The 19462-nt window shown below is 72.6% G+C and carries 17 protein-coding genes; 5 read left to right on the top strand and 12 right to left on the bottom strand.

Translation table 11 applies throughout. The features are described 5' to 3' along the window. Nucleotides 1–192 precede the first annotated feature (192 nt). The 11 genes from K8556_RS04770 to K8556_RS04725 form a co-directional block, all read right to left on the bottom strand. Nucleotides 193–1116: a 5'-nucleotidase gene (locus tag K8556_RS04770; protein ID WP_223738801.1), complete on the bottom strand. Its 924-nt coding sequence runs from the start codon at nucleotides 1114–1116 to the stop codon at nucleotides 193–195. Between the two features lie 66 nt (nucleotides 1117–1182). Beyond that, nucleotides 1183–1317: a hypothetical protein gene (locus K8556_RS39050; RefSeq protein WP_255651349.1), complete on the bottom strand. Its 135-nt coding sequence runs from the start codon at nucleotides 1315–1317 to the stop codon at nucleotides 1183–1185. Continuing rightward, nucleotides 1317–2186 carry a tetratricopeptide repeat protein gene (locus K8556_RS04765; RefSeq protein WP_223738800.1) on the bottom strand — a complete coding sequence of 290 codons (870 nt, stop codon included), beginning with the start codon at nucleotides 2184–2186 and terminating at the stop codon, nucleotides 1317–1319. The genes K8556_RS39050 and K8556_RS04765 overlap by 1 nt, the downstream gene beginning before the upstream one ends. A 75-nt stretch (nucleotides 2187–2261) precedes the next feature. Then, nucleotides 2262–3518: a protein-glutamate O-methyltransferase CheR gene (locus K8556_RS04760; protein ID WP_223738799.1), complete on the bottom strand. Its 1257-nt coding sequence runs from the start codon at nucleotides 3516–3518 to the stop codon at nucleotides 2262–2264. A gap of 11 nt (nucleotides 3519–3529) precedes the next feature. Then, a complete protein-coding gene (gene cheB / locus K8556_RS04755; protein ID WP_223738798.1) occupies nucleotides 3530–4588 on the bottom strand; it encodes a chemotaxis-specific protein-glutamate methyltransferase CheB in 1059 nt (352 codons plus the stop codon). Nucleotides 4589–4670: 82 nt separating this feature from the next. After that, entirely contained in the window at nucleotides 4671–7490 is a 2820-nt protein-coding gene (locus tag K8556_RS04750) for a response regulator (protein ID WP_223738797.1), read from the bottom strand. Further along, entirely contained in the window at nucleotides 7487–9292 is a 1806-nt protein-coding gene (locus tag K8556_RS04745; RefSeq protein ID WP_223738796.1) for a methyl-accepting chemotaxis protein, read from the bottom strand. Before K8556_RS04745 ends, K8556_RS04750 begins: the two co-directional genes overlap by 4 nt. 1 nt (nucleotide 9293) lies before the next feature. Continuing rightward, on the bottom strand, nucleotides 9294–11138 hold the full coding sequence (locus K8556_RS04740) for a methyl-accepting chemotaxis protein (RefSeq protein ID WP_223738795.1): 1845 nt from the start codon (nucleotides 11136–11138) through the stop codon (nucleotides 9294–9296). Further along, nucleotides 11135–11503 (bottom strand): protein CrdC, encoded by a 369-nt coding sequence (locus tag K8556_RS04735; RefSeq protein WP_223738794.1) that lies wholly within the window; start codon nucleotides 11501–11503, stop codon nucleotides 11135–11137. Before K8556_RS04735 ends, K8556_RS04740 begins: the two co-directional genes overlap by 4 nt. 4 nt (nucleotides 11504–11507) lie before the next feature. Further along, nucleotides 11508–11942, bottom strand: coding sequence for a chemotaxis protein CheW (locus tag K8556_RS04730; RefSeq protein WP_223738793.1), 435 nt, complete (start codon nucleotides 11940–11942; stop codon nucleotides 11508–11510). Between the two features lie 23 nt (nucleotides 11943–11965). Continuing rightward, nucleotides 11966–12715 carry an OmpA family protein gene (locus K8556_RS04725; protein WP_370639885.1) on the bottom strand — a complete coding sequence of 250 codons (750 nt, stop codon included), beginning with the start codon at nucleotides 12713–12715 and terminating at the stop codon, nucleotides 11966–11968. Between the two features lie 176 nt (nucleotides 12716–12891). On the opposite strand from K8556_RS04725, the gene K8556_RS04720 reads away from it, so the two are divergent. Then, complete coding sequence (locus K8556_RS04720; protein ID WP_223738791.1) at nucleotides 12892–14352, top strand: sigma-54 dependent transcriptional regulator; 1461 nt, start codon at nucleotides 12892–12894, stop codon at nucleotides 14350–14352. Nucleotides 14353–14372: 20 nt separating this feature from the next. Here the strand turns inward: K8556_RS04720 and K8556_RS04715 are convergent, their stop codons facing one another. Further along, nucleotides 14373–15707, bottom strand: coding sequence for a hypothetical protein (locus tag K8556_RS04715; protein WP_223738790.1), 1335 nt, complete (start codon nucleotides 15705–15707; stop codon nucleotides 14373–14375). Nucleotides 15708–15954: 247 nt separating this feature from the next. On the opposite strand from K8556_RS04715, the gene K8556_RS04710 reads away from it, so the two are divergent. The 4 genes from K8556_RS04710 (at nucleotide 15955) to K8556_RS04695 (ending at nucleotide 19439) form a co-directional block, all read left to right on the top strand. After that, nucleotides 15955–16527: a hypothetical protein gene (locus tag K8556_RS04710; protein WP_223738789.1), complete on the top strand. Its 573-nt coding sequence runs from the start codon at nucleotides 15955–15957 to the stop codon at nucleotides 16525–16527. Next, nucleotides 16514–16897, top strand: a complete 384-nt coding sequence (locus tag K8556_RS04705) for a GIY-YIG nuclease family protein (protein WP_223738788.1) — start codon at nucleotides 16514–16516, stop codon at nucleotides 16895–16897. Before K8556_RS04710 ends, K8556_RS04705 begins: the two co-directional genes overlap by 14 nt. Before the next feature lie 152 nt (nucleotides 16898–17049). Then, nucleotides 17050–18675, top strand: coding sequence for a CotH kinase family protein (locus K8556_RS04700; protein ID WP_223738787.1), 1626 nt, complete (start codon nucleotides 17050–17052; stop codon nucleotides 18673–18675). Beyond that, nucleotides 18672–19439, top strand: a complete 768-nt coding sequence (locus tag K8556_RS04695; RefSeq protein ID WP_223738786.1) for a VTC domain-containing protein — start codon at nucleotides 18672–18674, stop codon at nucleotides 19437–19439. Before K8556_RS04700 ends, K8556_RS04695 begins: the two co-directional genes overlap by 4 nt. Nucleotides 19440–19462 lie beyond the last annotated feature (23 nt).

The raw sequence follows: 19462 nt of genomic DNA, 5'->3' as shown, positions 1-19462 counted from the left end.
GGGGGGGGTGGCCATGAAACCTGTTGATCACATTATTCGGTCGAAGAGCGACCTGCCATGCGTTCCACGCCGCCGGGCCTGCCTGCTCTCCAGCAGGGCTGGAACGGGCGTGACACATGCCGCGACAGGGGATGAGACAGGTGTTTCAGCCCCCGTCCCAGGATGGACGGGGTTGGCTCCACGCCTGGAAGCTCAGTGACCCGCGGAGCCGGGCGGCTCGACGCGCTCCACCTGCTTCTGGACGGCGGCATCCGACGCCACGTCCGCGCCCAGTTGCAGGTACGTCAACTGGTACGTGCGCCCCGTCTCCGGGCCCTGCGCCGCCGCCGTGCGGGCCAGGGCGTCGCGCCGCGCTTCGAAGGAGGCCAGCGTCTCCTGGAGCGAGCGGCGCGTGTCCTCGTTCTTCTCCGCCTTCAGGCGCTCCCGCACCCGCGCGATGTTCGCCTCCACCATGCGCTGGCTCTCCCGGGCGCGGTTCGCCTCGGACAGGTCCGCGAAGGGACCATCGCCCTCCACGGACAGCTCCAGCTTCGCGACCTGGCGGCCCCGCTCCCCGGGCGGCACCAGCGTGGACACGCCCTGGCGCTGGGCCATGCCCACGCCCCGGCCGTCGTGCGACTGCACCACGAAGTCCACGCCCTCGGCGCCCTGGGCCAGCTTCACCGCCTCCACGTAGGGCACCGCCGCGAGCACCACCACCAGCGACACCTGCTCCTTCTGGCGCAGGCGCTTGACCTCCGCGGTCACCGCCGGCCCCACCGGCAGGCCCCGGACACCCTCGGGCAGGATGGCGGTGCCCTCCGCGGACGCCGGGGACACACCGAGGATGCCCACCTTCAGCCCGCCCACCGTCGTCACCACCGAGGCGGGGAAGAGCGGCTGCCCCTTCGCGTCCACGAGGTTCGCGGACACGAGCTTCAGCTTCGCGCCCTTCGTCTTCTTCTTGAGGAAGTCCACGCCCAGCACCAGGTCGCGCTGGCCCACGGCCATGGCCGCGTAGCCCTGCGCGTCCAACTGCTCCAGGAGCAGCTCCGCGCGAGGCTTCGCCGTCGCATCCTGGCCATCCGCCAGGGTCTTGAAGAGCGCGTTGCCCGCGTCCAGTGCGAGCACCGGCACGCCCTTCGCGCGCTCCTGGTTCAGGACCGTCTTTCGTCTGGCCAGACCGCCAGACGGGTTGTGGCGTCAACCACAGGGGGCGACTTCGCCCCCGTTGTCTCCGGTGAAGAGCAGCACGAGCTTCTTCGGCGCGGCCCCCGCCACCAGCGGCAGGAGCAACAGGAGCGCCAGGGCGGCGAGCCGGGGGGCGCGGAGGCCCATCACTTCTTCGCCTTCTTCGGCGCGGGGGCGGGCGCGGGCTTCTTGTCCAGCTCCGCCAGCTTCGTCTTCGCCGCCTTGGCCGCGTCCGACTTGGGGTAACCCTTCACCAGCTCCTCCAGCGCCAGCTTCGACTCCTCCTTCATCTTCAGCTTCAGGAAGCAGTCGGAGGAGCGCAGGTACGCGTCCGGCGCGGACGGCGTCTTGGCGTGGTCCTGCACCACCTTGCCGTACTCGAAGAGGGCCTCGCGGCACCTGGACTCGGTGAAGTACGTCTCGCCCAGGCCGAAGTGGGCCTCGCCCACGAGCGCGTCCTTGGGCCACTTCTTCACGAACTCGTTGTAGAGCTGGCGCGCGACCAGCGCGTCGCCGGCCTTCGCCTTCTCCTGCGCGAGCGTGAGGAACTCCTTCTTGTCCGTGGGGCGCTGGAGCTCCTCGGCCTTCTTCTTCGCCTCGGCCTCCTTCACCGCCTCCGTGCCCTGGAGCGCCAGGAGCCGCTGGTTGGTCTCCTCCGTGCTCTTGCCGAGCGCGGCCTCCAGCTCCCCAATCTTGTAGAGGTACGTCTCCACCTGGCCGCGAAGCTGCGCCAGGTCCTCCACCGTCTTCTGGAACTGCACGCCGATGTCCGCGTCCTTGCGGCGCGCGGCGGTGTCCAGGCTCTGCAGGGCCTGCGTCACCTGGGCGATCTTCTCATCGAGCTTCGGCTGGGTGACGGCGAGCTGGTCGCGCGCCTCCTTCAGCTCCGCGGCCAGTTTCGCGTTGTCCGCGCCCAGCCGGTCCACCTTGGCTTCCAGGGCACGGCCGCGGTCGGCGGGGTAGAAACAGCCGGGTACGGCGGCGGTCAACAGGGCGAAGAGCACGAGCCTGCGCATGGGCCGGGCATCCTAGGTCCAAAAGGCCCCGCGCGCCGCTTCTGTTTCCGCCTCGCCCGGCCGCCCCCCTGCCCTTCAGCGCGCCCCCTCCGCCTCCAGCCGCTCCACGGCCCGGGCGCAGGCCACCCGGAGCCGGGGCAGGTTGAGGAAGAAGGGCACCGGCCGCGCCCGCCCGGAGTCCACCGCCCGCAGGGCCCGGCGGTAGGACTCCAGGGCCGCGCCGGGCTGGCCGCACTGCTCCAGCAGGAGCCCCAGCAGGTAGCGGGCGGCGACGTGGTCCGGATCCAGGTCCAGGCACCGGCGCAGGTCGCGCTCGGACTTCTCGTCCGGGACGCCCGTGGAGGCCCCGTCCAGCACGCACGAGAAGAGCCAGTCCGCCTGCGCCATCGCGGCCTCGTCCGCGGCCGGGGGCGGGAGCACGGGTGCGTCGTGCTTCGGTGCCGGCGCGGTGGGGCCGGGGGCTCCGGTAACGCTCGGGAACCTTCCGGAGTCCCGCTTCGGCCGGGCAGGCTCCACGGGCGGCGCGGCGTCCTCGCGCACGTAGAAGAACGCGTGCTCGCTGGGCAGCAGCCGCAGCTCCGGGGGCACCTGGAGCAGGGGCTCCGCGGCGGACAGCACCAGCACCCCGCCGGGCGTCAGCCGCTCGCCCAGGCTCCGCACCGTGCGCTGGAAGGCCTCCGGGGTGAAGTAGATGAGGACGTTGCGGCAGAAGATGATGTCGAACCCGCCGCCCCCGGGGGCCTCCGGATACGGGGCCTCCATCAGGTTGTGGCGCCGGAACTCCGCCTGCGCGCGCAGCGACTCCACCAGCGCGTGGCGCCGGCCCTTCGGCTGGAAGTAGCGCGAGCGCGCCGCGTCCGGCACGCGCCGGAGCGCATCCGCCGGGAAGCTCAGCTCGCGCGCCCGGGTGAGCACCTGCTCGGAGATGTCCGTGCCCAGCACGCGGCTGGCGGGATCCGCGCCCTCCTGCGCCATCAGGAGGAGCAGCGTGGCGACCTCCTCGCCCGCCGCGCAGCCCGCGCTCCACACGCGCAGCGGCGTCCTGGAGCGCTGTATCCGGGGGGACAGCACGTGCTCGCGGAAGGCGGACAGTTGCACCTCGTCCCGGAACACCTCCGACGTGTGCACCGCCACCGCGTCCACCAGCCGCGCCAGGTCCGCCGCGCCCGCCGCCGTGCGCAGGTGCGCCACCAGCCGCGCCGCGCCCTGGCCGTGTCCCAGCGCGTCCAGCCGCGCGTCCAGCCGCCGCCGCTGGGCCCCGCTCAGCGCCATGCCCGTGTGCGCCTGAAGCCAGGCGTGGACGGGAGTCCAGCGCTCGGGAGGGGGCGTCATGGCGCGCGAGGTCAGCGGCTTGCGGCCAGCGACTCTCCACGCGCCAGGCGCGCCAGGGTGGCCGCGACGTCATCGCCGTGGATGAGGTGGTCCACCGCCTTGCGCTCCACCGCCGCGCCCGGCATGCCGAACACCACGCAGGACTCCTCGTTCTGCGCCAGCGCCAGCCCACCGCCCTGCTTGATGGCCAGGAGCCCGTCCGCCCCGTCCGCGCCCATGCCGGTGAGCACCACGCCCACCGCCCTGCGGCCGTAGGCCTTGGCCACGCTCTCCAGCAGCACGGTGCCGCTGGGCATGTGCCCGTCGCGCTCCACGCCGGGCTTGAGCGCCACGCGGCCGCGCACGGGCACCACCATGTGCTGATCCGGCGGCGCCACCAGCACCAGCCCGGGCGCGAGCGTGTCCCCGTCCACCGCCAGGCGCACCTTCAGCTTGCTCGCGTTGGCCAGCCAGCTCGCCAGCGACTCCGAGAAGGCGGCGTTGATGTGCTGGACGATGACGATGGGCGCCGGGAAGTCCGCCGGCAGCTCCGACAGCATCCGGTAGAGCACCTGCGGGCCGCCCGTGCTGGCGGCCACCGCGACGATGCCCATGGAGGCCGCGGGCAGCACCGCCACCGGGGCGTGCGGCGTCCCCGGCGGGCCGCGCTTCTGGCCGCGCACGTGGCGGATGACGCGCACGGAGGAGATGAGCTTCACCTCCTTGGTGAGGTTCCACGCCTCCGGGCCCGCGTCGATGGCGGGCTTGATCTGCAGCGCCAGCGCGCCCAGCTCCAGCGCGCGGTACGTCAGCGCGGGGGCCTGCGAGCGCGGGTCGCCCGTCAGCACCAGGATGGGCGTGGGGCACTCGGCCATGATGTGCTCCACGGCCGTGAGCCCGTCCATGACGGGCATGTCCACGTCCATGGTGATGACGTGGGGGCGCAGCTCCTTGGTGAGGGCAACGGCCTCCTGGCCGTTCGCGGCGGTGCCGATGACCTGGATGTCCGGGTCATCGCTCAACGCCGCGCTGATGAGCTGACGGCAGATGACCGAGTCATCCACCACCAGCACCGTCACTTTCTTGCCCATGTCCGTTCAATACCCCGTACGCGCCGCGGGAGTATAGCAATGCGATGGGCCCCCGGGCGCTCTGTCCCGGTCTCCGGGGAGTTCAGGCCAGCAGCCGCCCCACGACGTCCACCAGGTCCTGGCGGACGAGGTCGCCCTTGGTGATGTAGCCGTCCGCTCCGGCCGCCAGCCCACGCGCCCGGTCCGGCTCCCCTCCCCGGGTGGTGAGGATGACGACGGGCAGCCCGCGCCGGGCCGGGTCCGCCTTCAAACGCCGGGTGAGCTCCACGCCGTCCATCTCCGGCATCTCCAGGTCGGTGACGACCAGCTCCACCGGGGGCCCCTCCTGCGCCAACTGCTCCAGCGCCGAGGGGCCGTCCGCCGCCCGGAGGGTGTCGTACCCCACCGCCTCCAGCAGGTTGGCCACCAGCTCCCGGGTGAGGGGCGAGTCGTCCACCACCAGGATGCGGCGGCGGCGCGGCGCGGGCGCGCGCACCGGGGGCCGGGCGAGCTTCAGGGGCGCGGTGCCATGCACGCCCGCCGCCAGCGCGGCCGCGGACAGCACCATGGCCAGCCGCCCGTCCGCGAGCGACGTGGCCCCGGTGAGGTGCGTGTAGCGCGCGAGGATGCCCTTCAGGGGGAGGATGGCCTGGACGCGCTCCTCCAGCACGCGGTCCACCGCCAGTGCGGCCTCCATGCCCTGGCCCTTCACCACCAGCACCAGCTCGCCCTCCCGGGCGGGGCGCTCGGTGGCGAGCCCCAGGAGCGACGCCAGCGAGGCGAAGGGGAGCACGCGTCCTTCCATCCGGAGGGTGGGACGGCCGGCGACCTCTCCCACCTCCGAGGCGTCCACCTTGAGGGCGCGGGAGACGTGGACGGCGCTCAGGGCGAGCGTCTCGTCGACGACCTGGACGAAGAGCAGGGGCGCCACGGTGAGGGACACCGGGACGCGCAGGGTGAAGATGGTGCCCCAGCCGGGCGCGGACTCCACGCCCACGTCGCCGCCCAGGGCCTGGAGCGAGGTACGTACGGCGTCCAGCCCCACGCCCCGACCCGACAGGTCGGTGACCACGTCGCGCGAGGTGAAGCCGGGCAGGAAGACGAGCTCGCGCGCGGCCGCGTCGGACAGGGCGTTGGCGGCGGGCTCGTCCAGCACGCCCCGGCGCACGGCCACCCGGCGCAGGAGGGCGGGGTCCATGCCGGCGCCGTCGTCCTCCACGCGCAGGACGATGCGGCTGCCCTCGCGGGCGGCGCGCAGGGTGAGGCAGCCCCGGGGGTGCTTGCCGGAGGCGACGCGGTCCACGCGCGTCTCCAGGCCGTGGTCCAGCGCGTTGCGGACCAGGTGCATGAGGGGCTCGCGCAGGGCCTCCACGACGGAGCGGTCCGCGCGGGTGTCCTCGCCGTCCACGACGAGCTCCACCTCCTTGCCCAGCTCGCGCGCCAGGTCGCGGACCATGCGGGGGTAGGGTTCGAAGAGGACGGAGAGGGGCAGCATGCGCAGGCCCTGGATCTCCTCGGACACCTGATCCAGGTCGCGCAGCTCCGCGTTGGCGAGCAGCTTGGCCTCGCGGTGCAGGGTGGCGGCGAGCTCCTTGGCGCGGCCCAGGCGCTCCGCGAGCGCGACGCCGGCGGGACCCAGGTCCTCCGCGGCGCGGGCCAGCTCGCTCAATTCGCGAACGAGCTCCAGGCGGCGCGCGGTGGCCAGCTCGCGGCGGCGGGCCACCTGGCCCAGGTTGGTGACCGCGCTGGTGAGCATGTCCAGGCTGGCCACGCCGATGCGCACGGCCGTGTCCATGCGGACGTCGCCCGTGCGCACCGTGGCCGTCCCGTGCTTCGGCGCGGCGGGTGCGCGCGAGCGAGCGGCGTCGACCATCCGCGCGCCGGGCGAAGCGGCCGGACTCGCGGGGGGCGTGTTCGGGGACGTGCCCGGAGAGGGGGCCACGAGGTGTGAGTTCCCCGGACCGCCAGCGGCGCCGCCCGGGGCGCCCGCGCTACCGGGAGCGGACGCCACGAGGTGCGGGAGCCCCGGGCTTCCCGTCACCGAAGCCACGAGGTGCGCGCTCCCCGCCACCGGGGCCACGAGGTGCGAATGGCCCGAGCCTCCCGGTGGGAGACCGTGCGAACCGGGCGTGGCTCCCGCGCTCTGTCCAGGACCTGGGTTCCCGTACGCAGTGCCTGGTGTTGCTCCGTGGCCTGGATGCCCCGTGTGCGGGCCCGGCGACGCGCCGGCAACGTGGCCAAGCGGGCTCCCTCCGAACGCCGTGCTCGGTACAGCCCCCGTGGCGGACGGGTCTCCGTGCGCTCCCGCCGGACTCCCAGGTACCTCCGACCGGAGGGCCGTGGTCAGGAACTGCGACGCGGTGACTCCTGGAGCCGCGCCTCCCGCCGACGCTTCCGGTCGGGACGCGGGCGCTCCCCAGTGCGCGGGGACCACCACGGCCGCGGACGGCTCCCTGCGGTCCGCCACGATGAGGTGCGACGCGCCCTCCCCCTTCGCGGCCCGGCCGCCCTCCTCCGGACGCGGGGCTCCCGCAGGACGCGCGGACTCCGCGATGACCCGCTCCTGCAGCGTCGCCACCAGCGTCTCCACCGCCAGCAGCGGCTCCCCCGCCTGGAGCGCCCCCGACAGCGCGAGCACCGTGTCCGCCGTGGCGAGCAGCGCGTCGGTGGACTCCGAGGACAGCCGGTAGCGCTGCGGCTCCGCGCACCGGACCAACTCCTCCATCTCGTGCGCGAGCGTGTTGATCTCGCTGAAGCCCATCATCCGGGCCTCGCCCTTGAGCCCGTGCAGCTCGCGCAGCACCCGCTGCCCGGCCTCCAGGTTGCCCCCGGACTCCAGCTCCATCAGGGAGCGGTTGATGCGCTCCAGACGGACCGTGACCAGGTCGCGGAACTGCTTGAGGAGCCGTTCGCTGGGGTTCACCCGCCGCCCCCCTTGCGCAGGGTCGCCTGGTGGATCTGGAAGCGCTCCACCACGCCGCGCAGGTCCTGCGCCAGCCCCAGCAGGTCCCCGTTCGCCGCGCCCACCTGCTTCGTCGCGTTGAGGCTCTGCTGGGTGATGCGCAGGATGTCCGCCATCGTGTCCGCGAGCTGATCCGTGCCCGCCTGCTGCTGCTGCGTGGACCGGGAGATGATCCGCACCGCGTCCGACGTGCGCCCCGCCAGGTCGACAATCTGCCGGAGCGACTCGGACACCTGCTCCGCCAGCCCCGTCCCCGTCTCCACCGCGCGCACGCCGCCGCCCGTCACCGCCACCGCGGCGGCGGAGGCCTCGCGCACCTCCTCGATGAGCCCCTCGATCTCCTTCGTGGACTCCAGCACGTTCTCCGCGAGCCGGCGCATCTCCGCCGCCACCAGCGAGAAGCCCCGCCCCACCTCGCCCGCCTTGGTGCCCTCCAGCTCCGCGTTGAGCGCCAGCAGGTCCGACTTGTCCGCGACGCCGTTGATGAACTCGACGATCTTCCCGATCTGCTGCACGCGCTTGTCCAGCCGCCCCACCGCCGAGCCGATGGCCTGGTTGTCCTGGCGCATGCGCGACATGGCCCCAAGGAAGGACTCCGCGCTGCGCTGCCCGCCCTGCGCCGCCGCCAGCGTGCGCTGGGCGATCTCCGCCACCGAGCTCGCGTTCTCGGCGATCTGCTTCGCCGAGCGCGCCAGCTCCTCCGTGGTGGCGCTCGTCTCGTCCAGGCTGCTGGCCTGCTCCGCGGCGCCCGCCTCGTAGCGCCCGGAGGTGCTGAGGATCTCCTCCGTGGTGGCCGAAATCTGCGCCCCCGCGCGCTGCAGCTCCGCGAGCACGTCCGCCAGGTGCGTGCGCATGGTGGTGAAGGCCGCGGACACCGCCCACACCTCGTCCTCCGCGGGCACCAGCCGGGGGCTGGCCAGGTCGCCCGCGGCGATGCGGCGCGCCTCGCCGGACAGCTCCCGCATGGGCCGCCCCAGCAGCGTTCCGCCCAGGTACGCCGTGGCCAGCGCCAGGCCGAACACCACCGCGCACAGGAGCGCGCTGGACGTGAACGCGTCCACCAGCACGCCCTGCGCGACCGGGCTGCCCGTGTCCTCCAGCCGGTGCAGGAGCCGCTCCGTCAGCGCCGTGACGACCTGCGCGCACATCACCGCGGGCGTCACCACGCAGATGGCGGTGAAGGCCACCAGCCGCGCGCGGATGCGCGAGCGCCGGGGCAGCGCGGCGATGACCTGCGAGTGCGTCAGCCCCTGCTCCGCCACCCACAGCACGCCGCGCCGCGCCCTCAACGTGACCAGCCCGTACACGAGCAGCGACGTGAGCGGGCCGAACAGCGCCCCCAGCCCCGCGACCCGCAGGGTGTCCTTCCACGCCAGGGCCATGGTCGACCCGAGCGCCATCGCCACCACGCCCGTGGTCAGCACCCACAAGCCCAGCGAGCGGAAGAACGCCTCGCCCGGCGAGCGCGCCACCTCGCCCACCGCCTGGGCCAGGTGCTCGGGCGTGGGCGGCAGCGCGCCGCGCTCCAGGGCCCTCAGCCGGGGGAAGCGGCGCAGGGACACGCCCACGCCCAGGAGCATGTGCAGCGCGCTCACGCCCACCACCAGGACGACGAGCCCCCCCAGCTTCTGGGACAGCTCGCCGCCCACCACGAGCGACGCGAAGTGCAGCCCCAGCGTGGAGCCCACCAGGTTCGCCAGCGGCACGGGGAACATCAACTGCTGGCTGAAGGCGGCCCGCCGCGAGCCCGAGGAGCGGTCCATGTCACCCGCCTCCCGTCGCGCCGGGCGCGCCGCCGGAAGCCCCGGGGGACTCGGCCCCGGGAGGCTCGATGTGGAAGCGCTGCACCACGTGCTGGAGGTCCGCCGCCAGGGTGGACAGGTCCGCGTTGGCCGCCACCATCTGCTTGGTGGCCGCGGCGTTCTGCTCGGTGACGCGCAGGATGTCCCCCATGGCCGCCGCGAGCTGATCCGTGCCCGTCTGCTGCTGCAGCGTCGCCAGCGAGATGCTGCGCACCGCGTGCGACGTCTGCCGCGCCAGCTCCAGGATGAGGCTCAGGCTGTCGTCCACCTGCGCCGCCAGGAGCGTGCCCAGCTCCGTCGTCTTCAGGCCCGCCTCCGTAGCCATCACCGCGCCGTTCGTCGCGTCGCGGATCTCCCCGATGAGGCCTTCAATCTCCTTCGTGGAGCGGATGACGTTCTCCGCCAGCCTCCGCATCTCCGCCGCCACCAGCGAGAAGCCCCGCCCCACCTCGCCCGCCTTGGTGCCCTCCAGCTCCGCGTTGAGCGCCAGCAGGTCCGACTTGTCGGCGATCTCGTTGATGAACTCCACCACCTTGCCAATCTGCTGCACGCGCTTGTTGAGGCGCACCACCGCCTCCGCGATGGCCTCGTTGTCCTCCTTCATGCGCTGCATGGCGCCCAGGAAGGCGGTGGCGCCGCGCTGGCCGGACTGCGCCGCGCCGAAGGTCGTCTCCGCGATGGCGGACACGGACTCCGCGTTGTCGGCGATCTGCTGCGCGGACCGGGCCAGCTCCTCCGTGGTGGCGCTGGTGGCGTTGAGCGCCCCGGCCTGCTCGTCCGCGCCCACCTCCTGCTCCGTGCTGGTGGCCACCAACTGCTCGGTGGTGGAGGAGATTTGGATGCCCGCCCGCTTGAGCTGCGACAGGGCCTGCACGAGCTGCACCTGCATCTGGGTGAAGGCCGCGGAGGTGGCCCACACCTCGTCCTCGGCGTGGATGACGCGCGGGGGGCGCACCTCGCCGCGCGCGATGCGGGTCGCGTCCTCGGTGATGGCGCGCAGGGGCTCCGACAGCGCCGTGCCCGCGAGCGCCGCGGTGCCCAGGATGAGCAGCGTGACGAGCCCCGCGATGAGCCCCAGGGGCGGCCCGTCCCCCTCCCGCGCCCGCGCCATCACCTCCGCGCGCGCCTCCGGCGTGGTGGCCTGCGTCCACGCGTCCACCACCGCCACCGTGCGCGTGAAGGCCACGTCCAGGATGAAGAGCGACGGGCTCAGCACCGCGATGGCGGTGAAGACCACCAGCCGGCGGCGGATGTGCATGCGCCGGGGCGGCAGCGCGGCCAGCACCTCCAGCGGCGCCGGCCCCAGCGACACCAGCCGGTCCAGCGTGGCCCGCGCGCGGCGCACCACCATCAGGTAGGTGAGCATGGCGCTCAGCGGACCGATGGACAGCCCCAGCACCATCACCCGCACGCCCTCCGTCCACGGCACGTCCGCCAGGGTCGGGAAGGCCAGGGCCACCGTCAGCGTGCCGCCCAGCCAGCCCTGCATCACGAACCAGAAGCTGCGGCCGGGGATGGCCGCCACCTCCTGGACCGCCACCAGCAGGTGCTCCGACGTGGCGGGCAGGCGGCCCTCGCCCAGCGCGAAGAGCGTGCGCAGGGCCCGCGTGTCGCGCGCGTACCCCACGCTGATGAACAGCACGAGCGCGGAGAACATCAGCCACGTCAGCGGCGTGCGCCCCGCCTCCGGCAGCGTGTGCGACAGGTGGATGTGGAGGAACGCGATGCCCACGCCCAGGCAACTGCCCGGGATGCGGGGCCGCGTCGTCCAGCGGCCCAGCGCGCGAAGCTCCAGCGGCGCCATCATGCGCCCTCCCCGTCCAGCCCGCGCAGGTAGCGTTGGAAGGCGTCCAGGCGCAAGAGCGGCCAGAGCACCCCGCGCGTGAGCACGAAGCCGCGCAGGCTGCCCCCGGAGGCCCCCGCCACCACCGGCGAGGGCGGCAGCACCGATAGCACCTCCGAGTCGATCTCCAGCCCGTCCACGCCCACCGTCTCGCCGGTGGCCGTCACCAGCACGCGCTGGGCGCCGCCGCCCCCCAGGAAGGCCCGGTGGGCGGACACGGTGCCCGCGTCGGGCGCGGCGATGGAGGCCACCTCGCCCGCCTCGAAGGCGATGCGGTGCGGCCCCACGTGGCACAGGAGCGTCCCCTCGACCCGGCCCGCGGGAGGCATGGGGCTAGCCGCCCTGGCTGAGGTGGTCGAAGAGGCCTTCCGGGTCGATGACGGCCACGTCGCGCGAGCCGCTCTTCACGGGGCCGCGCAGGTGGACGTGCACGCCCGAGGGGCCCAGGGGCTCCAGCGGTCCCATCAGCGCGGACACGCCGGCGACGTTGCTGGCCGTGAGGGCCAGGGTTCCCCGGGTCAAGCGCACCAGGACGGCGCGGCGGGACCCGGCGGTGACCCCGCCCACCAGCAGGCTCATGTCCACGACGGGGATGACTTCACCCCGGTGCGCGAACACACCCAGCAGGTGTGGCGGGGAACCCGGTACCCGCGTCAGCTCGGGGAAGGTGACGACCTCCGCCGCAGCTTCCGCGGGCACCGCGTACCAACTGCTTCCACACGCGAAGACGAGGTAGGACTGACGCGTTTCCGACTCTAGGGCGGCCATGCGCGCCAGAGCCTACCCCAGAACTAGCGCTGGAACTCCACGCGGCGGTTCTCCGCCCAGCCTTCCTCGGTGGCCGCGCTGGACACCGGGCGGGTCTCACCATAGCCCACCGTGGACAGCCGGTTGGACGGCACGCCCAGGTCGACCAGGTAGCGCTTCACGGCCGCGGCGCGGCGGTTGGACAACTGGAGGTTGTACTCCTCCGTGCCGCGCTCGTCCGCGTGGCCGCCCAGGGTGATCTTGCCCTGGCTGGCCTTGATGCAGGCCGCCAGCTCGCCCAGGCGCGACTGCGCGCTGGAGTCCAGGGTGGACTCGTTGAAGCCGAAGCGCACCGGCGAGTAGTCGCAGCGCGAGGAGGTGTCCGCCGTCACGCACTTGCCGGACTGGCACTCCTGGCCCTCACCGCAGTCGGTGTTGGCGGAGCAGGTGTCCTTGGGGGCCTGGCAGCGGCCGGCCTGGCACTTGCCACCGTTGCACGCGGAGTCGTCCTTGCACTGGGCCTCGGCGCACTTGCCGGCCTCGCAGATGCGGCCGGTGCCACAGGCCGTGTCCGTGGTGCACTCAGGGGGCTTGGGCGCGCACTTGTTGGCCTGGCAGGTGAAGCCCTCACGGCAGTTCGCGTCCGTCGCGCACTCCTGGCACTGGCCCTGGACGCAGACCTCGCCCTTCTCCTGGCACTGCTCGTCGTTGTTGCACTTGGGGTAGGTGGGCGGGCACCCGGTCATCACGGCCACGGCGAGGGCCAACCCGGCCCAAAGCGAAATCCGACGCATCATTCCTCCGACAGCAACCACGGGAAAAGAGAGGCCCACAGAGGGCGGGCCCGGCCTGTCGCGTGTAGTCGGACCCACCGGGGAGAGTCAAAAGATTTGTCTTTTCCCTGCCCCTCCGGGCAACACGAGACCCTTGATGCCCCGATTATTTCCGTGAGAGTGTGAACGGTTTGCCCATGCCCGCTGCGGTCCTCATCGTTGATGACGAAAAGAACATCCTCCTCACCCTGAGCCAGTCGTTGCAGTTGGCCGGCTACCGCACGGAGCTGGCGAGCAGCGGGCAGGTGGCGCTGGACGTGGTCAGCGCGCGGCCGGTGGACGCGGTGTTGATGGACGTGAAGATGCCGGACATGGACGGCCTCACGGTGCTGGCGCGGCTCACGGAGCTCAAGCCGGACCTGCCCGTCATCATGATGTCCGGCCACGGCACCATCGACACGGCGGTGAAGGCGACGCAGTTGGGGGCGCGCGACTTCCTGGAGAAGCCGCTGGCGCGCGACCGGCTGCTGGTGGCGCTGCGCAACGCGCTCAAGCACCAGGCGGCGATGGAGGAGTTGCAGGAGCTGCGCGCGCAGTTGGGCCGCTTCGACATGGTGGGCGGCGGGCCCGCCATGCAGCGCATCTTCTCCCTCATCCAGCGGGCGGCGCCCAGCGAGGGGCGCGTGCTCATCACCGGCGAGAACGGCACCGGCAAGGAGCTCATCGCGCGGGCGCTGCACCAGCACTCCCGGCGCAAGGGCGGGCCGTTCGTGAAGCTCAACTGCGCCGCGGTGCCGCACGACCTCATCGAGAGCGAGCTGTTCGGCCACGAGAAGGGCGCCTTCACCGGCGCGGTGAGCGTGCGGCGCGGCAAGTTCGAGCTGGCGCACGAGGGCACGCTCTTCCTGGACGAGATTGGCGACATGCCGGCCGCGATGCAGTCGAAGCTCCTGCGCGTGCTCCAGGAGGGCGAGCTGGAGCGCGTGGGCGGCGCGGAGACGCTCAAGGTGGACGTGCGCGTCATCGCCGCGACGAACAAGAACCTGGAGAAGGAGATCGCCGCGGGCAGGTTCCGCGAGGACCTCTACTACCGGATCAACGTCGTGCAGATCCACTCGCCGCCGCTGCGCGAGCGCCGCGAGGACCTGCCGGACCTCATCGACACGTTCCTGCGCGAGGCGTGCGCGAAGAACGGGCGGCGGCCCCTGGCGCTGTCGCCGGACGCGCTCGCGGTGATGAGCGCGTATGACTACCCGGGCAACGTGCGCGAGCTGCGCAACCTGGTGGAGCGGCTGGCCATCCTCTGCGAGGGGCCGGTCGTCTCGCGCACGGACGCGCTGGAGCTGCTGCCCCGGGGCCGGCCCCTGCCCCCCATGCCCGAGCCCACCGTGGGCGGTGACGTGCCCGCCACGCAGCCGGCCCCGGTGGTGACGGCGCCCGCCGAGCCCGCGCCCTCGAACCCGGGCGGGTGGAGGCCGCGCGTGGATCAGACCTTCCGCGAGCAGGTGGAGGACGCGGAGCGGGAGATCATCCAGCGGGTGCTCGCCCACACGCATGACAACGTGACGGAGGCGGCGCGCATCCTCGACCTGGAGCGGGGTCACTTCTACAAGAAGATGAAGGCCCTGGGCCTGCGCCGCGGACAGTCCGAAGCGTAGGTGCCCGCATTGGCCGCTCCCTACCCTGGGGGCGGAAGCGCGGGGCGCGGGTGCCATCCCTGAAGAATCCGCTCGGCGGCGGCGCGGTCGTGCCACTCCGCCCGGCCGAGCAGCACCTGCTCACCGCGCTTGATCCGGATCGCCACCCATATCGGCGGGCCCGGAACGAAGTGCGCCTCTCCCACGGCCCAGGCAAGGCCGCCCGTGGCCTTCACCACGCGTGAGACACAGGCGTCGAACTCCTCCGCGGGCAGCCAGCGCAACGCCTCCAACACCCGGTCCGCCTCGAATCCCTTCAGCGACGTGGGCCTTCCGGTGACGGCCTGAAGCGCCTGGGGGCCGCGCCTGTCTGGGATGAACGCCAACGCGTGGGGACGCAGGACGCAGACACCCTCGACCTCCCCCACCTTCGCGGGGAGGAGGGCGACGTCCTCCAACTGCACGCCCGACCGGACCGCGCCGAGGAGGGGTGGCCGGCGGTGCAGCTCCAGCGCGACCATCAGATGAAGGGCATCCGACACGCTGCGCGCGCGCAGCCGACGGTCGCCCGTCACCTCCAGGTCGAACTGGCTCCTGTCCAGGTGGACGCCGTCATCCGCGATCGAGTCCAGGCGCACCTCCTGTGCCTCGCCGAACACGGGCGTCCAGAGGAGCCGCTCGCTGGTGATCCGCACCCTGCCGGAGCGAAGCTGGGGCCACAGCAGGACGCCTCCAATCGAGAGCCCCATGAGGGCCAGTCCCAGCTCCATGGCCCCGGGAAGCCCCGAGACCATGAGGAGGGTGAGGAGCAAGGCGCCCAACGGAACCGGCAGGAGATAGCGGGAGGGCACGTTCATGCCGCCCACGCCTGGGCCTGGCTTCCCCCTCGAACCGCCGTAGTCGGGCTCGAAGACGAGCACCTCGCCCTCTTTCAGCGTCTTGCTGACAGGCTGGCGAAGCAATGCCTCCAACCGCGTCAGCGCCTCTTCGAGGGTCACGTCCGGAGGCGCGACCGTCAACGTGTCCAGCCGTTGTCGCGCGAGCCGGGTGAGGCGCTCGCGCTGCGTGGACAGCGCCCGAGCCTGCCGCAGGACGGGCATGTCCTCGGTCCACGCCTCCACCTCCGCGCGGCGGTGCACACGCGCCAGCGCGTTCCGCACCGCTTCGGCTCCGGCCACGAACGCGGACACCCGCTCCGGCTGCTTCAGGAAGCGGCGCTTCCAGCCACGGGCCGACAGCATGGCCTCCAGCTCCGCATGGGGGCGCATCGCCCCGGCGATGAGCTCCGCGCCTCCCTCCAGGATCCGCACGGCCTCCAGCTCGGAGGCAGCAGGGTCGTTCGCGGAGGGGGCTGTTCGTGCGCGTTCGGACGTCATCGCCGGAACATACCCAGCACATGCTCCCCTGGGGATGGGCCGAATCAAAGGGCGCCCTCCCGGCCGCACGTCTCCGGCCGCGTTGACGCCCGCGCGGCGCGTCTGGTCTATTCGTCCCACGGGTGCCGAGGGGTGCCCGCCGCCCGGAAAGACGACGTCACCCTCGCGTCACCCGCTGTCGCCAGACTCCTGATGAAGTCCTTCCACGGTCCCCCAACGGGTGAGGGCCAGCACCGGAGGATTCGTCATGGGAACCGGCAGCACCCTCCCCGTCACGCTTCATGAATACAAGGTCCGCGCGTCCCTGCTCCTCAAGGACCTGGACTCGTCCGACACGGCCCGCGCCACGCGCGCCGCGGAGCGGATGCGCGCCCTGCCCTTCTTCGCGGCTTTGTCCCTGGGCGAGGTGCTCGCGCGCCGGGACACCGTGCGGCACAAGCACGGGCTCGCCGTCGTCGCGCGGGAAGCCGGGCACACCACCTGGACGGAGCTGAAGCAGGCCCTGGAGGCCCGGGCGCACGCGCTGGACACGCGCGCCTTCTTCCAGAAGGGCCAGAGCACGTTCCTCAACCGGTGGTTCTCCACCTACGAGGAGGCCGCTCGCTCATTGGCGGCGCAGGGCGGCTTCCTCTTCCCCTTCCGCGAGCAGTGCTTCATCTGCGAGGCCGGCTTCCTCCAGGCGCTGGGCATCGACTCGCGCGACGCGGACTGGGAACGGCTGGGCCACGACTGGGTGCGCCCGCGCGACCCTGACGCGAAGGCGCGGCTGGAGGCGAAGCTCGTCGCGCGGGGCTTCGGAGGTCACCATGACGTCCGGTGACGACTCGCGCGCGGCCCGCGCGGAGCGCAAGCGCGCGTACAAGGAAGCGGAGGTGCCCATGGGCATCTACGCCATCCGCTGCCACGCCAACGGCAAGCTGTTCGTGGGCCATGCCCTCAACCTGACCGCGATGTTCAACCGCATCCGGTTCGAGTTCGCCCAGCGCATGCACCGCGTCCCCGAGTTGCAGGCGGACTGGGAGCGCCATGGCGAGGCGGCCTTCTCCTTCGAGGTGCTGGACCGGCTCAAGCCCCGCGAGGAGCCCGGTGGCCCTCCGCCCGTGGAGGAGCTGAAGGTGCTGGAGGAGATGTGGCTGGAGCGCCTGAGGCCCTACGGCGACGCCGGCTACAACACGCCGCCCAGGCCCTGAGCGCCGGAGCACCGGCCGCCTTCCCGGAAACAATCCGTCACGGCCATGTAACGAAGAGGTCACGTCAGCCCTTCAAGGTCCGCAATCGCAGTGCCACGGAGGAGTCTCGCGCCGCCGTGGCACCGCGCCCCCGCACCCGCAAAGGGACCCCCATGGCCTTGCCTCGTCCGCGCCTCTCCGGCGCCTTCGCATTCCTGGCGTTCGCCCTCGGAGCCTGTGGCACCGACCGCCCCGACACCTGGACCGACGCCTCGCACGGGAAGAACGCTCCGCCCGCGTATGACGTTGTCTTCCCGAAGGGGAAGGTGCAGCGCCTGGACATCGTCATCACGCCGGAGGACTGGACGACGATGCAGGACGACATGACGTCCATGCTCGGCGAGTTCGGCGCGGGTGGGGACTTCGGCGGTGGGGGTGGCATGGGCGGCCAGCCCGACGGAGGCATGGGCGGCGGCGGAGGTGGCTTCCCCGCGGAGTTCGAGTCCGAGTGCGTGGGCAAGGCGTCCGGTGACGCCTGTACCGCCACCTTCAATGGCACCCCCTTCACCAGCACCTGCTCCACGTCCCCCATGGGCGGCGCGCTCGCGTGCCTCCCGCCGATGGGCGGTGGCGGTGGCGGTTTCCCTGGCGGGCCTCCCGACGGCGGAGGGCTTCCGGGCGGAGGCGGCGGTGGAGACCTCATCCCCAACACGCCGGTGTACGTGCCCGCGACGGTGAAGTTCGAGGGCAAGGCGTGGAACCACGTGGGGCTTCGCTACAAGGGCAACTCGTCGCTGTCCCAGGCGTGGCGGAGCGGCGTGGGCAAGATGCCGCTGCGCTTCAACTTCGACAAGTTCGAGGACGAGTACCCTGAAATCGAGGGCCAGCACTTCTACGGCTTCGGCAAGCTGTCGCTGTCCAACGCGGTGTCGGACGCGTCGCTCATCCGCAACAAGGTGGCCACGGACCTGTTCCGCGAAGCGGGCGTCCCGGCCAGCTACACCGCGTTCGCGGCCGTCTACGTGGACCACGGCGACGGGCCCCAATACTGGGGCCTCTACACGCTGGCGGAGGACCCCGGGGATCCGCTGCTCGAGCGCTTCTTCAGCGACGACAGCGGTCCGCTCTACGAGGCGGACGGCGTTGGCGCGCGGCTCCAGAGCTTCGACGAGGCCTCCTTCGAGCCGGACAACAAGGCGGCGGAGGCGGCGGGCTGGGGCAGCGTGGAGGCGCTCATCACCGCGCTCAACTCGGAGCGCACGGACTCCGCCGCGTGGCGCTCGCGGCTGGAGGCGACGCTGGACGTGGACGGCTTCCTCAAGTGGCTGGCCTACAACACCGTCATCGAGAACTGGGACGCGTACGGGGCCATGGCCCACAACTACCTCCTGTACTCGCACCCGGGTGAGAACGGCCGGCTGCACTGGGTGACGTGGGACCATGACCGGTCGTTCCAGGACGGCATGCGCGCCACGTCGCTGTCGCAGGAGTCGGTGGACGCGACCTGGCCGCTCATCCGCTACCTGATGGACGACCCCGTCTACCGGCCCATCTACGAGAAGTACGCGCTGGAGGCGGCGGACGGACTGCTCGCCCCCGGCCCGCTGGAGGCGCGCTTCCGCGAGGAGCACGCGCTCGTCACCCCGTGGGCCGTGGGTGAGAACGCGGAGCAGGCGGGGTTCACGTTCCTGAGCAGCCCGCAGGCGTTCCAGGACGCGCTCACCGGGGCCAACGGCCTGGTGGACTTCGCGACGAAGCGGCAGGCGGAAGTGCACGCGGCCTTCGGTACGAGCCCATGACCGCGACGGCCCGGGTGCAGGACGCGCAGAGGCCCGCGCCCGCCGCGGAGCAGGACCGGGAGCGGCGCTTCCAACCGCCGCGCGAGGTGCTGGCGTCCTTCCTGGGCGCCGTCCAGGGCTGGACGTCCCGGCACCTCTACGACCCGGGCCTGCCCGTGGCCTACACGCGCACGACGTACCTGGACACCGACGGCCTGGACTTCCTGGGCACGTGCCACTCGGGACAGGCGGAGCGCCTGCGCCTGCGGGAGTACGCGGGCGCGGCCCACCTCACGGAGGCTCCGGTGCTGACCGGGAAGCGCGTCCTGGAGCTGAAGCGCAGCCATGGCGAGCGGCGCACCAAGGTCCGGCTGCCCGTCACGGAGGCGGAGGCCCGCGCGGTGCTCACCGGCCATCCCCTGCCGGTGGACGGCGCCGCCGCGCGGCTCTTGCGACAGGCGAGCCTCTTGCCGGTGCGGCCCCGGGTCACCGCGTGGTACCGGCGCACCACGCTGGCCACGGTGTCCTGCGACGTGCGCATCACGCTGGATGAAGGCCTGGTGTTCGCCCTGCCGCCGGACACGACAGCGGATGGCGCGTTCGCGGTCCCCGCGCGGCGCGTGGGCCGGGCGCCGCCCGCGACGGTCGTGGAGGTGAAGTGGAAGCGCGACGCTCCCTCCTGGCTGGAGGAGGCGCTGTGGGGGCTGTCGTCCCATGAGACCGCCGCCTCGAAGTTCGAGCAGGGCATGCGCGCGCTCCTGGAGGACGCGCGCCCCACGAAGTGAACCCCCGAAGGAATCCCCCTCCC

Origin of the sequence: Corallococcus sp. AS-1-12, assembly GCF_020036995.1 — a bacterium.
Lineage (GTDB): Bacteria > Myxococcota > Myxococcia > Myxococcales > Myxococcaceae > Corallococcus.
This window is presented reverse-complemented; position numbering and strand designations above follow the sequence as displayed.